General features: G+C 61.7%; 13 protein-coding genes and 1 pseudogene. 11 read left to right on the top strand and 3 right to left on the bottom strand.

The features are described from left to right. Positions 1 to 56: 56 nt before the first annotated feature. Positions 57 to 137 (top strand): annotated as a pseudogene (locus INQ47_RS09590) (cell division protein ZapA); the annotation flags it as partial. 179 nt (positions 138 to 316) lie between these two features. Continuing rightward, positions 317 to 2,254 carry a methyl-accepting chemotaxis protein McpH gene (gene mcpH, locus INQ47_RS09585; protein WP_404701580.1) on the top strand — a complete coding sequence of 646 codons (1,938 nt, stop codon included), beginning with the start codon at positions 317 to 319 and terminating at the stop codon, positions 2,252 to 2,254. A 34-nt stretch (positions 2,255 to 2,288) separates the two neighbouring features. Here the strand turns inward: mcpH and INQ47_RS09580 are convergent, their stop codons facing one another. Beyond that, positions 2,289 to 3,329 carry a low specificity L-threonine aldolase gene (locus INQ47_RS09580; RefSeq protein ID WP_404701579.1) on the bottom strand — a complete coding sequence of 347 codons (1,041 nt, stop codon included), beginning with the start codon at positions 3,327 to 3,329 and terminating at the stop codon, positions 2,289 to 2,291. Between the two features lie 338 nt (positions 3,330 to 3,667). On the opposite strand from INQ47_RS09580, the gene INQ47_RS09575 reads away from it, so the two are divergent. The 7 genes from INQ47_RS09575 (at position 3,668) to fdhA (ending at position 12,722) form a co-directional block, all read left to right on the top strand. Continuing rightward, the gene (locus tag INQ47_RS09575; RefSeq protein WP_021782655.1) at positions 3,668 to 4,921 is read left to right on the top strand and encodes a serine hydroxymethyltransferase; all 1,254 of its coding nucleotides are present in this window, start codon (positions 3,668 to 3,670) and stop codon (positions 4,919 to 4,921) included. Positions 4,922 to 4,936: 15 nt separating this feature from the next. Next, complete coding sequence (locus INQ47_RS09570) at positions 4,937 to 6,187, top strand: sarcosine oxidase subunit beta family protein (RefSeq protein ID WP_003255680.1); 1,251 nt, start codon at positions 4,937 to 4,939, stop codon at positions 6,185 to 6,187. Positions 6,188 to 6,201: 14 nt separating this feature from the next. After that, the gene (locus tag INQ47_RS09565) at positions 6,202 to 6,537 is read left to right on the top strand and encodes a sarcosine oxidase subunit delta (protein WP_103443359.1); all 336 of its coding nucleotides are present in this window, start codon (positions 6,202 to 6,204) and stop codon (positions 6,535 to 6,537) included. After that, positions 6,534 to 9,548: a sarcosine oxidase subunit alpha gene (locus INQ47_RS09560; RefSeq protein ID WP_021782656.1), complete on the top strand. Its 3,015-nt coding sequence runs from the start codon at positions 6,534 to 6,536 to the stop codon at positions 9,546 to 9,548. Before INQ47_RS09565 ends, INQ47_RS09560 begins: the two co-directional genes overlap by 4 nt. A 170-nt stretch (positions 9,549 to 9,718) precedes the next feature. Beyond that, on the top strand, positions 9,719 to 10,351 hold the full coding sequence (locus INQ47_RS09555; protein ID WP_014589391.1) for a sarcosine oxidase subunit gamma: 633 nt from the start codon (positions 9,719 to 9,721) through the stop codon (positions 10,349 to 10,351). A 12-nt stretch (positions 10,352 to 10,363) separates the two neighbouring features. Continuing rightward, entirely contained in the window at positions 10,364 to 11,221 is an 858-nt protein-coding gene (gene purU / locus INQ47_RS09550; RefSeq protein ID WP_003255675.1) for a formyltetrahydrofolate deformylase, read from the top strand. A 301-nt stretch (positions 11,222 to 11,522) separates the two neighbouring features. Then, the gene (fdhA, locus tag INQ47_RS09545; protein ID WP_011953256.1) at positions 11,523 to 12,722 is read left to right on the top strand and encodes a formaldehyde dehydrogenase, glutathione-independent; all 1,200 of its coding nucleotides are present in this window, start codon (positions 11,523 to 11,525) and stop codon (positions 12,720 to 12,722) included. A gap of 156 nt (positions 12,723 to 12,878) precedes the next feature. On the opposite strand, the gene INQ47_RS09540 is transcribed toward fdhA, so the two are convergent. Beyond that, positions 12,879 to 13,442 carry an RHS repeat-associated core domain-containing protein gene (locus INQ47_RS09540; RefSeq protein WP_404701578.1) on the bottom strand — a complete coding sequence of 188 codons (564 nt, stop codon included), beginning with the start codon at positions 13,440 to 13,442 and terminating at the stop codon, positions 12,879 to 12,881. Positions 13,443 to 13,669: 227 nt separating this feature from the next. On the opposite strand from INQ47_RS09540, the gene INQ47_RS09535 reads away from it, so the two are divergent. Continuing rightward, the gene (locus INQ47_RS09535; protein WP_252461515.1) at positions 13,670 to 14,242 is read left to right on the top strand and encodes a DUF2780 domain-containing protein; all 573 of its coding nucleotides are present in this window, start codon (positions 13,670 to 13,672) and stop codon (positions 14,240 to 14,242) included. Positions 14,243 to 14,366: 124 nt separating this feature from the next. Here the strand turns inward: INQ47_RS09535 and INQ47_RS09530 are convergent, their stop codons facing one another. After that, positions 14,367 to 15,254 carry an acyltransferase gene (locus INQ47_RS09530; RefSeq protein WP_404701577.1) on the bottom strand — a complete coding sequence of 296 codons (888 nt, stop codon included), beginning with the start codon at positions 15,252 to 15,254 and terminating at the stop codon, positions 14,367 to 14,369. Positions 15,255 to 15,435: 181 nt separating this feature from the next. Between INQ47_RS09530 and INQ47_RS09525 the strand changes: the two genes are divergently transcribed. Beyond that, positions 15,436 to 15,936 carry an ATP-dependent zinc protease gene (locus tag INQ47_RS09525; RefSeq protein ID WP_021782660.1) on the top strand — a complete coding sequence of 167 codons (501 nt, stop codon included), beginning with the start codon at positions 15,436 to 15,438 and terminating at the stop codon, positions 15,934 to 15,936. Positions 15,937 to 16,051 lie beyond the last annotated feature (115 nt).

Genomic DNA, 16,051 nt, shown 5'->3' with positions numbered 1-16,051 from the left:
CGCGAATGCGTCAGTGGCTTCAACATCGCATTCGCGGGTAAACCCGCTCCTACAGGCATCAGCAGACCCTTGCGCGTACTCAAGCGCAGATCCACGCCACGGTGGATGCCATCGTGCGGACCATTGCTGAGCAATAAGGCCGTACACCGTCCCCCGTAGGAGCGGGTTCACCCGCGAATGCGTCAGTGGCTCAACACCGCATTCGCGGGTGAACCCGCTCCTACAGGGGGCATCTGATTGCTTCAGATCACTGGATTAACTGGATACGCAAGTGTATACACTTTTCGCAGAACAATAATGTGCGGGGAGTAGGGGCATGCGTATCTGGCGTAAGAGCATTCAGTGGCAATTGATCACCAGCATGGGCGCTGCCTTGCTGGCGAGCATCTTGGTTGTAGTCATTATCTTCACCGTGGCGCTCAACCGCCTCACCGACCGCTACCTGGTCGACACTGCCCTGCCTGCCAGCATCGAAGCCATCCGCAACGACATCGAGCGCATGCTGGGCCAGCCGCTGGTCGCTGCAGCGGACGTTGCCGGTAACACCCTGCTGCGCGACTGGCTTGCTGCCGGTGAAGATCCCGCGCAGGCACCCCAATTCATCGAATACCTGGCCGCCGCCAAACAGCGCAACCACGCTTTTACTGCGCTGTTCGCCTCGACCGAAACCGGCCACTACTACAGCGAGAAGGGCCTGGACCGTACCCTCAGCCGCAGCAACCCCAAGGACAAGTGGTTTTACGGTTATATCGACAGCGGCGCCGAGCGGTTCATCAACATAGACATCGATGGTGCCACCGGCGAGCTGGCACTGTTCATCGATTATCGTGTGGAAAAGGAAGGCAAGCTGGTGGGTGTGGCCGGCATGGGCCTGCGCATGACCGAGTTATCGAAGCTGATTCACGACTTCAGCTTTGGCGAGCACGGCAAAGTGTTTCTGGTACGCAACGATGGTTTGATCCAGGTGCATCCCGATGCTGCCTTCAGTGGCAAGCGTCAGCTTGCCGAGCAGCTTGGCGCGGACGCAGCCAAAGGCGTCATGACAGGAGGCGGTAGCCTGCGTAGCAGCCGCTTCAGCCGTGACGGTGAGCGCTACCTGGCGCTGGGCCTGCCGCTGCGCGACCTCAACTGGACCCTTGTGGCCGAAGTGCCAGAGTCGGAAATTTACGCGCAAATGCATCAGGCCGTCTGGCTGACCAGCCTGATCGGTGGCGCCGTAGCCTTGGTGTCGCTGCTGTTGGTGGTACTGCTGGCGCGTGGCTTGGTGCGGCCGATCCGCCGCGTTACCGCAGCATTGGTCCAGATTGGCGGTGGAGCGGGTGATCTCAGCCACCGTCTGGACGATTCGCGCCAGGATGAGTTGGGTGACCTGGCCCGTGGTTTCAATCGCTTCCTGGACAGCCAACGCAGCCTGATCGGCGAGGTGCTGAGTACCTCCGAGCGGCTGCGGCGGGCCGTGGAGCAGGTAACCCAGGTGGTGGACAACACCGCCGAGCGCTCCGGGCGCCAGCAAGAGATGACCGAAATGGTCGCCACGGCTGTACACGAGATGGGCCTGACCGTGCAGGACATTGCCCGCAATGCCGGCGATGCGGCCCAGGCGTCGCAGTCGGCACGAGACGAGGCGTTGCAGGCCCGCGAGGTGGTTCAACGATCCATTCGTGGCATCGAGGGCATGTCGGGCGACATCGGCAAGGCGGCCGATGCGGTCAGCCAGCTGGCCGACGAAGTCGCCTCGGTCGATGAAGTGCTCGCGGTAATCCGCAGCATTTCCGAGCAAACCAACCTGCTCGCGTTGAACGCTGCCATCGAGGCCGCGCGGGCAGGGGAGATGGGGCGCGGGTTCGCTGTGGTGGCCGATGAAGTACGTACGCTGGCCCGGCGCACACAGCTGTCCACCGATGAAGTGCAGCAGATGATCCAGCGCCTGAAGCTGGGGGCAGGTTCGGCGGTGAGTTCAATGCAGGCAGGGCAGCAGGCGACCGGCAGTGGCGTGGAATCGAGCCAGCGCACCGGGGCATCGCTGAGCGCGATTACCGACCAGGTAGAGCACATCAGTGACATGAATCACCAGGTGGCCACGGCTACCGAGGAGCAGTCGGCGGTGACCGAGGAAATCAACCGGACGGTGCAGGGTATTTCCGATTTGGCGCGTGAAACGGCGGCGGAGGTGCAAGGGTGCCGCGAGGAGTGCCAGGCGTTGCGTGGGTTGGCTGATGACCTGGCGCGGCAGATGGGTGGGTTCAGGCTTTAGATCGCGGGGGCCGCAAGGCAGCCCCGGCTTTCGCTCAGCCACCAATGATCGCGCGGATATCCGCGGCCAGCTCACGCACCCGCGCTTCTTCGGTATCCCACGAGCACATGAAGCGCGCGCCACCGTTGCCGATAAAGGTATAGAAGCGCCAGCCCTTGCCCCGCAGCGCCTCGATGGCGTGCTCCGGCATCTGCAGGAACACCCCGTTGGCCTCAACCGGGAACATCAGCTCTACTCCCGGCAGGTCACTGACCAACGATGCCAGCAGCTGCGCGCAATGATTGGCGTGGTTGCCATGGCGTAACCAGGCGCCATCTTCCAGCAGACCGACCCATGGCGCCGACAAGAAGCGCATTTTCGACGCCAGTTGCCCGGCCTGCTTGCAGCGATAATCGAAGTCTTCGGCCAACTGGCGGTTGAAGAACAGAATCGCCTCGCCCACCGCCATGCCGTTCTTGGTGCCGCCAAAGCACAGCACGTCCACGCCGGCCTTCCAGGTCAGTTCGGCCGGGCTGCAGCCCAGGAACGCGCAGGCATTGGTAAAGCGTGCGCCGTCCATGTGCAGGTTCAGGCCCAGCTCCTTGCAGGTGGCGCTGATCGCCTTCAGCTCGTCGGGGCGGTACACCGTGCCTACTTCGGTGGCCTGGGTAATGGTCACCACGCGCGGCTTGGGGTAGTGGATATCCTGGCGTTTGAGCGCCACTTCACGAATAGACTGTGGCGTCAGCTTGCCGTTGACGCTGGCCGCTGTCAGCAGCTTGGAGCCGTTGGAGAAAAACTCCGGCGCACCGCATTCGTCGGTTTCGACGTGGGCGGTTTCGGAGCAGATCACGCTGTGATAGCTCTGGCACAGCGACGCCAGGGCCAGGGAATTGGCGGCGGTGCCGTTGAAGGCGAAGAACACCTCGCAGTCGGTTTCGAACAGATTGCGGAAGTACTCCGATGCACGCTCGGTCCACTGGTCGTCGCCGTAGGCGCGGTCGTGGCCGCGGTTGGCTTTTTCCATCGCCGCCCAGGCTTCGGGGCAAATACCGGAATAGTTGTCGCTGGCGAATTGTTGGCTCTTGTCTGTCATGGCACGGTCCTGTGAACGACGCAGAACAGCACTCTAAACCATCGATTCAGTACTTGCCTATACAACCAGTGCATCGGCTGATTTCTGGGTTGTCCGGGCTGGCCCTTTCGCGGGTGAACCCGCTCCCACAGGGCGCCGCAAGCCTTCAGAGCGCCACCGTCCCTGTGGGATCGGGTTCACCCGCGAAAGGGCCAGCACAAACAGCACAACAGCGAATGTCGTAAACGCGCCATTGCAAGGCGTGCGCAGGCATCTGACCCGACCCCGCCAGTCATAACATCGCCACAAAGGGCCACAGTGCCCCACGACAAAAAACGATCGCTGCCGGGAGATACACAATGTTCAGCAAGCAAGACCAGATCCAGGGTTACGACGATGCACTGCTGGCGGCGATGAATGCCGAAGAACAGCGCCAGGAAGATCACATCGAGCTGATCGCCTCGGAGAACTACACCAGCAAGCGCGTCATGCAGGCCCAAGGCAGCGGCCTGACCAACAAGTACGCCGAAGGCTACCCGGGCAAGCGTTACTACGGTGGCTGCGAGCACGTAGACAAGGTAGAAGCCCTGGCTATCGAGCGCGCCAAGCAGCTGTTCGGTGCCGACTACGCAAACGTCCAGCCGCACTCCGGCTCGTCGGCCAACGGCGCGGTCTACCTGGCCCTGCTGCAAGCCGGTGACACCATTCTCGGCATGAGCCTGGCCCACGGTGGTCACCTGACCCACGGCGCCAAAGTGTCCTCCTCGGGCAAGCTGTACAACGCTGTCCAGTACGGCATCGACACCAACACCGGCCTGATCGACTATGATGAGGTCGAGCGCCTGGCTGTCGAGCACAAGCCGAAAATGATCGTTGCCGGTTTCTCGGCCTACTCCAAGACCCTCGACTTCCCACGCTTCCGCGCCATCGCCGACAAAGTGGGCGCACTGCTGTTCGTCGACATGGCCCACGTTGCTGGTCTGGTTGCCGCTGGCCTGTACCCGAACCCGATCCCGTTCGCCGACGTGGTCACCACCACTACCCACAAGACCCTGCGCGGTCCGCGTGGCGGCCTGATCCTGGCCAAGTCGAACGAAGAGATCGAGAAAAAGCTGAACGCCGCTGTATTCCCGGGCGCCCAGGGTGGCCCGCTGATGCACGTGATCGCTGCCAAGGCGGTTTGCTTCAAGGAAGCGCTGGAGCCTGAATTCAAGGCCTACCAGCAGCAAGTGATCGAAAACGCCCAGGCCATGGCCAAGGTGTTCATCGACCGTGGCTACGATGTGGTTTCCGGTGGTACCGACAACCACCTGTTCCTGGTCAGCCTGATCCGTCAGGGCCTGACTGGCAAAGACGCCGACGCCGCCCTGGGTCGTGCGCATATCACCGTCAACAAGAACGCCGTGCCGAACGACCCGCAGTCGCCGTTCGTCACTTCGGGTCTGCGTATCGGCACCCCGGCCGTCACCACCCGCGGCTTCAAGGTCGCTCAGTGTGTGGCATTGGCTGGCTGGATTTGCGACATCCTCGACAACCTCGGTGACGCAGACGTCGAAGCCGATGTGGCGAAGAACGTCGCGGCCCTGTGCGCAGATTTCCCTGTCTACCGCTGAGTGGAGTCACACACCATGCAACGTTACTCGGGCTTCGGCCTTTTCAAGCACTCCCTCAGCCATCACGAAAACTGGCAGCGGATGTGGCGCACGCCAACCCCTAAAAAGGTTTACGACGTGGTTATTGTCGGTGGTGGCGGCCATGGCCTGGCCACGGCCTACTACCTGGCCAAAGAGCACGGCATCACCAACGTTGCCGTGATCGAGAAGGGCTACCTGGGCGGCGGCAACACCGCCCGTAACACCACCATCGTGCGTTCCAACTACCTGTGGGACGAGTCGGCGCACCTGTACGAGCACGCCATGAAGCTGTGGGAGGGCCTGTCCCAGGACCTTAACTACAACGTGATGTTCTCCCAGCGCGGTGTTTACAACCTGTGCCACACCCTGCAGGACATGCGTGACTCCGAGCGTCGGGTCAGTGCCAACCGCCTCAACGGCGTGGATGGCGAGCTGCTGAATACTGCCCAGGTTGCGGCCGAAATCCCGTACCTGGACTGCTCCAAGAACACCCGCTACCCGATCCTCGGCGCCACCGTACAGCGCCGTGGCGGCGTTGCCCGTCACGATGCCGTGGCCTGGGGCTTCGCCCGCGCTGCCGACGCCTTGGGCGTCGACCTGATCCAGCAAACCGAAGTGATCGGCTTCCGCAAGGAAAACGGCGCGGTCATCGGTGTGGAAACCAACAAAGGCTTCATCGGCGCCAAGCGCGTCGGCGTGGTCACCGCCGGTAACTCCGGGCACATGGCCAAGCTGGCCGGCTTCCGCCTGCCGCTGGAATCGCACCCGCTGCAAGCGCTGGTATCCGAGCCGATCAAGCCGATCATCGACAGCGTAATCATGTCCAACGCCGTACACGGCTACATCAGCCAGTCCGACAAAGGCGACCTGGTGATTGGTGCCGGTATTGACGGCTGGGTCGGCTACGGCCAACGCGGTTCGTACCCGGTGATCGAGCACACCCTGCAGGCCATCGTCGAGATGTTCCCCAACCTTTCGCGTGTTCGCATGAACCGCCAGTGGGGCGGCATCGTAGACACCTCGCCGGACGCTTGCCCGATCATCACCAAAACCCCGGTCAAGAACATGTTCTTCAACTGCGGTTGGGGTACTGGCGGCTTCAAGGCGACCCCCGGTTCGGGCAACGTCTTCGCCGCGAGCCTGGCCAAGGGCGAAATGCACCCACTGGCCGCGCCGTTCTCCATGGACCGTTTCTACAACGGCGCACTGATCGACGAACACGGCGCTGCCGCCGTCGCCCACTAACCGGAGACACCGTCATGTTGCATATTTTCTGTCCCCACTGCGGCGAGCTGCGCTCCGAAGAAGAGTTCCACGCCTCTGGCCAGGCGCACATCGCCCGCCCGCTGGACCCTAACGCCTGCTCCGACGAGGAGTGGGGTACCTACATGTTCTACCGTGACAACCCACGCGGTATTCACCATGAACTGTGGGACCACGTTGCCGGCTGCCGCCAGTACTTCAACGTCACCCGTGACACCGTGACCTACGAAATTCTGGAAACCTACAAGATTGGCGAGAAGCCGCAAGTGACCGCCAACGGCAAAGCCACCGGCGCAGCGTCGACCGTCAAAGGCCAAGGGGAAAAAGTATGAGCCAGACCTATCGCCTCGCCAGCGGCGGCCGTATCGACCGCAGCAAGGTCCTGAACTTCACCTTCAACGGCAAGACCTACCAGGGTTATGCCGGTGACAGCCTGGCCGCCGCGTTGCTGGCCAACGGCGTCGACATTGTCGGCCGTAGCTTCAAGTACTCGCGCCCGCGCGGCATCATCGCCGCCGGTACCGAAGAGCCGAACGCCATCCTGCAGATCGGCTCCAGCGAAGCTACCCAGATCCCCAACGTGCGTGCCACCCAGCAGGCGCTGTACGCAGGTCTTGTCGCCACCAGCACCAACGGCTGGCCGAACGTCAACAACGACGTCATGGGCATCCTCGGCAAGGTTGGCGGCAGCATGATGCCGCCGGGCTTCTACTACAAAACCTTCATGTACCCCAAATCGTTCTGGATGACTTACGAGAAGTACATCCGTAAAGCCGCCGGCCTGGGCCGTGCACCGCTGCAGAACGATCCTGACAGCTACGACTACATGAACCGGCACTGCGACGTGCTGATCGTCGGCGCCGGCCCTGCTGGCCTGGCTGCGGCATTGGCCGCTGCGCGCAGCGGTGCCCGCGTGATCCTGGCTGACGAGCAGGAAGAGTTCGGCGGCAGCCTGCTCGACACCCGCGAAACCCTCGACGGCAAGCCTGCCGCCGACTGGGTCAACGCAGTGGTCAAAGAGCTGGAAAGCCTGCCAGAAGTGACCCTGCTGCCACGTGCCACGGTCAACGGCTACCACGACCATAACTTCCTGACCATTCACGAGCGCCTCACCGACCACCTCGGCGATCGCGCCCCGATCGGCCAGGTTCGCCACCGCGTGCACCGCGTTCGCGCCAAGCGTGTGGTACTGGCTGCCGGCGCCCACGAGCGCCCGCTGGTGTACGGCAACAACGACGTGCCGGGCAACATGCTGGCCGGTGCTGTTTCCACCTATGTTCGCCGCTATGGCGTGGCCCCGGGTCGCAAGCTGGTACTGTCGACCAACAACGACCACGCCTATCGCGCCGCGCTGGACTGGCACGACGCAGGCCTGCAAGTGGTCGCCATTGCCGACGCCCGCCACAACCCACGTGGTTCGCTGGTTGAAGAAGCGCGTGCCAAAGGCATTCGCATCCTCACCTCCAGCGCCGTGGTCGAGGCCAAAGGCAGCAAGCACGTCACCGGTGCCCGTGTGGCGGCCATCGATGTGCAGGCGCACAAAGTCACCAGCCCAGGCGAAGTCCTCGAGTGCGACCTGATCGCGTCCTCGGGCGGTTACAGCCCGATCGTGCACCTGGCTTCGCACCTGGGCGGTCGCCCGGTATGGCGTGACGATATCCTTGGCTTTGTGCCGGGCGATGCGCCGCAGAAGCGTGAGTGCGTCGGTGGTATCAACGGCGTGTATGCCTTGGGCGATGTGATTGCCGATGGCTTCGAAGGCGGCGTCCGCGCAGCCACTGAGGCCGGTTTCAAGGCCACTGTCGGCACCCTGCCAAAAACCGTGGCGCGCAAGGAAGAGGCCACTGTGGCACTGTTCCTGGTGCCGCACGACAAAGGCACCAAGGGGCCGAAGCAGTTCGTCGACCAGCAGAACGACGTGACCGCAGCCGGTATCGAACTGGCCACCCGTGAAGGCTTCGAGTCGGTCGAGCACGTCAAGCGCTACACCGCGCTGGGCTTCGGTACCGACCAGGGCAAACTGGGCAACATCAACGGCCTGGCCATCGCCGCCCGTTCGATCGGCATCACCATCCCGGAAATGGGTACCACCATGTTCCGCCCCAACTACACGCCGGTCACTTTCGGCGCGGTAGCGGGCCGTCACTGTGGTCACCTGTTCGAGCCTGTGCGCTTCACTGCCCTGCATGCCTGGCACGTGAAGAACGGCGCCGAGTTCGAAGACGTCGGCCAGTGGAAGCGCCCGTGGTACTTCCCGAAAGCCGGTGAAGACATCCATGCTGCCGTGACTCGCGAATGCAAGGCCGTGCGCGACAGCGTGGGCCTGCTGGACGCCTCGACCCTGGGCAAGATCGACATCCAGGGCCCGGACGCGCGCGAATTCCTCAACCGCATCTACACCAACGCCTGGACCAAGCTCGACGTGGGCAAGGCCCGCTACGGCCTGATGTGCAAGGAAGACGGCATGGTCTTCGACGACGGCGTAACCGCCTGCGTCGGCGACAACCACTTCATCATGACCACCACCACCGGCGGCGCTGCCCGCGTGCTGCAGTGGATGGAGCTGTATCACCAGACCGAATGGCCAGAGCTGAAGGTGTACTTCACTTCGGTTACCGACCACTGGGCCACCATGACCCTGTCCGGCCCTAACAGCCGCAAGCTGCTGAGCGAGCTGACCGACATCGACATGGACAAGGAAGCCTTCCCGTTCATGACCTGGAAGGAAGGCAACGTCGGTGGCGTGCCGGCCCGTGTGTTCCGTATCTCGTTCACCGGCGAGCTGTCGTACGAAGTGAACGTGCAGGCCAACTACGCGATGGGCGTGCTGGAACAGATCATCGAGGCCGGCAAGAAGTACAACCTGACCCCGTACGGCACCGAGACCATGCACGTACTGCGTGCAGAGAAGGGCTTCATCATCGTGGGCCAGGACACCGATGGTTCGATGAACCCGGACGACCTGAACATGAGCTGGTGCGTTGGCCGCAACAAGCCGTTCTCGTGGATCGGCCTGCGTGGCATGAACCGCGAAGACTGCGTACGTGAGAACCGCAAGCAGCTGGTGGGCCTGAAGCCGGTCGACCCGACCAAGTGGCTGCCGGAAGGCGCCCAACTGGTGTTCGACCCGAAACAGCCAATCCCGATGGACATGGTCGGCCACGTCACCTCCAGCTACGCGTCCAACTCCCTGGGCTACTCGTTCGCCATGGGTGTGGTCAAAGGCGGCCTCAAGCGCATGGGCGAGCGTGTCTACTCGCCGCAGGCGGATGGCAGCGTGATCGAGGCGGAAATCGTGTCTTCGGTGTTCTTCGATCCGAAGGGTGAGCGGCAGAACGTCTAAGGCCCCCGGTCCAACCGGTGTCAGGCGTGGAATGAGGTCTCTGTGGGAGCGGGCGTGCCCGCGAAGAGGGCGGTGAATTCAACATCGCATTCGCGGGCATGCCCGCTCCCACAGGATGGCCGTCTCCCGCAGGCATCGTGGTCGAATCCAGAATTCAAGGCAGGTAAGAAATGAGCGCTATCAACGTCTTCCAGCAAAACCCCGGCGCCGAGGCCAAAGCCCAGTCGCCACTGCACCATGCCGACCTGGCCAGCCTGGTAGGCAAAGGCCGCAAGAACGCAGGCGTGACCCTGCGTGAACGCAAGTTCCTCGGCCACCTCACCCTGCGCGGTGATGGCCACAACCCGGAATTCGCCGCCGGCGTGCACAAGGCCCTTGGCCTGGAGCTGCCAGTGGCGCTGACCGTGGTCGCCAACAAGGATATGTCGCTGCAATGGGTCGGCCCCGACGAGTGGTTGCTGATCGTACCCGGCGGTCAGGAGCTGGCAGTCGAGCAAAAGCTGCGCGCGGCCCTTGAAGGCCAACACATTCAGGTAGTCAATGTCAGTGGCGGGCAAAGCCTGCTGGAACTGCGCGGCCCGAACGTGCGCGACGTGCTGATGAAGTCCACCAGCTATGATGTTCACCCGAACAACTTCCCGGTGGGCAAGGCTGTGGGCACCGTGTTCGCCAAGTCGCAACTGGTGATCCGCCGCACTGCAGAAGACACCTGGGAGCTGGTGATTCGCCGCAGCTTTGCCGACTACTGGTGGCTGTGGCTGCAGGACGCTTCTGCCGAATACGGCTTGAGCATCGAAGCTTAAGGAGACCAGAACATGAGTCGGGCACCGGATACCTGGATTCTCACCGCCGACTGCCCGAGCATGCTCGGTACCGTCGACGTGGTGACGCGTTACCTCTTCGAGCAGCGCTGCTACGTGACGGAGCACCACTCCTTCGATGACCGGCAGTCGGGGCGCTTCTTCATTCGCGTCGAGTTCCGTCAGCCGGACGATTTCGACGAGGCTGGCTTCCGGGCCGGCCTCGCCGAGCGCAGCGAAGCGTTCGGCATGGCTTTCGAGCTGACCGCCCCCAACCACCGCCCCAAGGTGGTGATCATGGTGTCCAAGGCTGACCATTGCCTGAATGATCTGCTGTATCGCCAGCGCATTGGCCAACTGGGTATGGATGTGGTGGCCGTGGTGTCGAACCACCCGGACCTCGAACCCTTGGCGCATTGGCACAAGATTCCTTATTACCACTTCGCCCTCGACCCCAAGGACAAGCCCGGGCAAGAGCGCAAGGTGCTGCAGGTAATTGAGGAGACCGGTGCTGAGCTGGTCATCCTTGCCCGCTACATGCAGGTACTGTCGCCCGAGCTTTGCCGCCGTCTGGATGGTTGGGCGATCAATATTCACCACTCGCTGTTGCCGGGTTTCAAAGGCGCCAAGCCTTACCACCAGGCGTACAACAAGGGCGTGAAAATGGTCGGTGCCACGGCGCATTACATCAACAACGACCTGGACGAAGGGCCGATCATTGCCCAGGGCGTCGAGGTGGTGGATCACAGTCACTATCCCGAAGACCTGATTGCCAAAGGCCGGGATATTGAATGCCTGACCCTGGCGCGGGCGGTGGGTTATCACATCGAGCGGCGGGTGTTCCTCAACGCCAACCGGACTGTCGTTCTGTAATAACCGGTACCGGCCTCTTCGCGGCTAAAGCCGCTCCTACAGGTACAGCACAGCCCTCGGGTTGGTGCGGTCCCCGTAGGAGCGGCTTTAGCCGGGAAGAGTCCCGCGCCGGCCGCCCCTCTGTCTGCCCATATTCCCCAACGACAACCCTGCCGCTAAAAGGCATCTCCCTGTCGCTTCCAGTCAGTGCGTCCGGCCCCATCCGGCCCACAATTCCCTGCATTCCAGTAGTACATGCCGCCCACGGATGGCGGCGCTTCAACCAACGCTGCATAAATAATAATCAAGCGAGGTACAAGCAATGTCTGGCAATCGTGGAGTGGTATATCTCGGCGCCGGCAAGGTCGAAGTGCAACACATCGACTACCCGAAAATGCAGGACCCGCGCGGCAAGAAAATCGAACACGGCGTCATCCTGAAGGTGGTCTCCACCAACATCTGCGGTTCTGACCAGCACATGGTCCGTGGCCGCACCACTGCCCAGGTCGGCCTGGTCCTGGGCCACGAAATCACCGGTGAAATCGTCGAGAAGGGCCGCGACGTCGAGCGCATGCAGATCGGCGACCTGGTATCGGTACCGTTCAACGTCGCTTGCGGTCGCTGCCGCTCCTGCAAAGAGATGCACACCGGTGTCTGCCTCACCGTCAACCCGGCGCGCGCCGGCGGTGCCTACGGCTACGTCGACATGGGCGACTGGACCGGCGGCCAAGCTGAATACGTGCTGGTGCCATACGCCGACTTCAACCTGCTGAAGCTGCCTGAGCGCGACAAGGCCATGGAAAAGATCCGTGACCTGACCTGCCTGTCCGACATCCTGCCCACCGGCTATCACGGTGCCGTGACTGCTGGCGTTGGTCCAGGCAGCACTGTCTACGTTGCCGGTGCCGGCCCGGTCGGTCTGGCCGCCGCTGCCTCGGCGCGCCTGCTGGGCGCCGCCTGCGTGATCGTCGGTGACCTGAACCCGGCCCGTCTGGCCCATGCCAAGTCGCAAGGCTTCGAAGTGGTCGACCTGTCCAAGGACACCCCGCTGCACGAGCAGATCGTCGACATCCTCGGCGAGCCGGAAGTGGACTGCGCCGTCGACGCGGTCGGCTTCGAGGCCCGTGGCCATGGCCACGAAGGTGCCAAGCACGAGGCTCCGGCCACCGTGCTGAACTCGCTGATGCAAGTGACCCGCGTAGCCGGCAACATCGGTATCCCGGGCCTGTACGTGACCGAGGACCCGGGCGCGGTCGATGCCGCTGCCAAGATCGGCGCGCTGAGCATCCGCTTCGGCCTGGGCTGGGCGAAATCGCACAGCTTCCACACCGGCCAGACCCCGACCATGAAATATAACCGCCAGCTGATGCAGGCGATCATGTGGGACCGCATCAACATTGCTGAAGTGGTGGGTGTGCAGGTGATCAACCTGGATCAGGCGCCGGAAGGATATGGCGAGTTTGATGCCGGGGTGCCGAAGAAATTCGTGATCGACCCGCACAAGATGTGGGGCGCGGCGTGATGCTGTGATGTCATGAAAAGCCCCTCATATCGAGGGGCTTTTTTCATGTCTCTGCGGGCTTTAGTGCCGCGTAATCTCACAGGCGACCAATCCCCTGATGCGACAGCGAGTTATTGCGGGGAGGCTCGCAAACAGACCAGCCTGTCTTGGCAAATCCTAACGCCTGATTCTTGAAGATTCATAACGGGCCGATCTTGTAAATTTAGGTCCGAGTTTACTGAGTTGTGTAAAGCCAATTATGAGGAGGACTACAACTACGATAACAAGTAATATAGTGGCGCCGAAAAGTGCCGCGAAATGCCCCGTAGGATCTCTATGATTTATCGGATCGCCCTTGCAATAGGCATAGGCATTTAGCCCACCCTTCTCAAACGGGCTCATGGAATCCGGTGAATGGAAGCGCATAAGTACCGGGTTATAAGCGCGATACCCATTGCCCAGCAGGTACAAGCCGAGCGGATTTCTGTGTTCACCATTGAAGCCCAGCGACGACGTAGCTTCAATCCCGTCGGGCAGGCGCCCGTACGGGGTATAAGAAAAAGGTGTTAGTGAAGATGAGTGATGGCCCATCAGTACCGATCGAGCAAGGTCGGAGCCAAGTAAACTCGCTTGGCTTGCCCCGCGCCGTTCCGCGAGTGGCCTGTCCTGATGACGAAACAGTAAGTTTGTCTGCGTGCTCGACTTGATACTATGTAGATTGCTGCCCTGATAGAAATGCATGCTGAATGCTCATTGGCCTATCCCATTCAATATGATTGACCTGCCGGACCACGGTTAGGATGGTGGTCAGTGTCTGCCGCTCAGGATCACATGCACAACTAGCAAAAATGCTAGGTGGGATAGTTTTCGAGCAGCCACGCAGCCCGATATATGGTTTGGAACAAATCTTTAAACATTCAGTCGAATGCCTCGTTTCCCAGGCCATTCCGGCCGACGAGGTCCCTTCGATGAAAGCACTCACCCTGGCAACCCTGATGACCCTGGCCGCAAGCCCGGTGTTCGCCTTCAACCTCAGCGATGCCGCCAACGCCGTCTCGGCCATGCAGAACCCAAAACAAGGCCAGGTACAGGCACCTGAAGCGCAGGCCAACTTGCTCAATACCTTGGGCAGCCAGCTGAACATTACCCCTGAACAGGCGGTAGGCGGAGCAGGAGCCATGTTGGGGCTGGCGCGCAACAACCTTAGCAGCGATGACTACGGGCAACTGACCAAGGCGGTGCCAGGGCTGGACCTGCTGGCCGGTGCAAATGCACTGGGCGGGTTGAGTGGGTTGGGTGATTTGCTCGGCAAGAACAGCGAAAGCCAGTCCGCCTTGAGCAATGCGCTGGGCAACGACGTGGAAAGCCGTAGCGACCTGGACAACGCGTTCAAGGCGCTAGGCATGGATACCGGAATGATCGGGCAGTTTGCGCCGCTGATTCTGCAGTACCTGGGGCAGCAGGGGATTGCCGGGTCGTTGTTGCAGAATCTGGGGAGCCTGTGGACTACCCCAGCGCCATTGGCCCAGCCTTCGGTCTGAGGATTCCAGCGTCGGCATCCCGGAGGGCGCTCAAAGCCTCAAGCCATGAGGCAGCGCATGCCTGAATGTAGCGGTTGTAGGAGCGGCTTCACCCGCGAAGAGGCCAGCTCAGGCGGCAGAGGTCTCAGCCCATCTCCGCCCGCAGCTGCTCGATCCGCTGGTCCTTCGCCACCCACAACTGGTTCACCCAGGCCTGCACCGTCTGCCTGAACTCAGGATCATTCTCGTAATCCCCCGCCCACAGCGCCGGGTCCAGTTCCCGCACCTGAATGTCGATAATCACCCGGCTAATGCTGCCATTGAGCAAGTCCCAGAACCCCGGCGCCTTGTTGCCGGGGTACACGATGGTCACGTCCAGCAGGGCATCCAGCTGCTCGCCCAATGCCGCGAGGACAAACGCCACACCACCAGCCTTTGGCTTGAGCAGATAGCGATATGGCGACTGCTGTTGCTGGCGCTTGGCTTCAGTAAACCGGGTGCCTTCCAGGTAGTTGACCACGGTCACCGGCTGGCGCTTGAACAGCTCGCAGGCTGCCTTGGTGATTTCCAGGTCCTTGCCCTTGAGCTCCGGGTGCTTTTCCAGAAATGCCTTGCTGTAGCGCTTCATGAATGGGTAATCCAGCCCCCACCAGGCAAGGCCAAGCAACGGCACCCAGATCAGCTCCTTTTTCAGGAAGAACTTGAAGAATGGTGTATGGCGGTTGAGGCTTTCGATCAGCGCCGGGATGTCGACCCAGGTCTGGTGGTTGCTCACGGCCAGATACGAGGTGTCCCTGCGCAGGTTTTCCACGCCGCGGATGTCCCACTGGGTTGGGATGCACAGGGCGAAGATGGCTTTGTCGATTTCCGACCAGGTTTCGGCCACCCACATCACCGCCCACGACGCGTAGTCGCGGCCACGGCCTGGCAACACCAGCTTGAGCAGGGCGAAGACCAGCAGCGGGCAGATCAACACCACGGTATTGAGCAGCAGCAGGGTGGTAGTGAGAATGCCGGTCAGCAGGCGACGCATAAAGAGACTCTTGTTGTGGGAGATAAACGGTTGGCAATGATAAGCAGGGCGGTGGCCTACGCCAAATGTCCAATGCCCGGCGGCGGGAACAAATGTTTCACGTTATGTTATTTAGTCTTGTGTAAGCGAACCTCTCTTGCCAGTGCAGTCTAAGCACTGACCCTTTCAAGGAAGCCTGCCTGTGAAACCACTGCTTGCCCTGTTGTCGTTGTTGGCGCTGCCGGTAATGGCAGCCGAACCCACTATCTACGGCCGTTACGAGAACATTGCCCTGCCTGAACTGGGCGAAACCCTGAAGGCCAAGATGGACACCGGCGCCTTCACCGCGTCGCTGTCGGCCAAGGATATCGAGCTGTTCACCCGCGATGGCGACGAGTGGGTGCGCTTCCGCCTGGCGACCAAGGACTCGGACGGCAAGGTGTACGAGCACAAGGTCTCGCGCATCAGCAAGATCAAAGGCCGTGCCGATGAAGAGGACGAAGGGGATGCGCCAGAGGTCTCCAAGCGCCCGGTGGTCGACCTGGAGCTGTGCCTGGGGGATGTGAAGCGTACCGTCGAGGTGAATCTGGTGGACCGCAGCAACTTCAACTACCCGCTGCTGGTGGGTTCCAAGGCCCTGCGTGAGTTCAAGGCTGCGGTTAACCCGGCGAAGAAATTTACTGCTGGCAAGCCAGGCTGTTGAACTGAAGCGTGCGCCATACAATGTAGGAGCGGGCTTGCCCGCGAACACACATAATGTGGTGTCAGGCACCGGCTTCGCTGGTGTTCGCGGGCAAGCCTGCTTCTACACTGAGATG

The sequence above is a fragment of the Pseudomonas sp. 3HC3 genome (genome assembly GCF_044904505.1).
Taxonomy (GTDB): Bacteria; Pseudomonadota; Gammaproteobacteria; order Pseudomonadales; family Pseudomonadaceae; genus Aquipseudomonas; species Aquipseudomonas putida_Y.
Note: the sequence above shows the minus strand (reverse complement) of the source record. Positions and strands in the feature narration are given on the sequence as shown.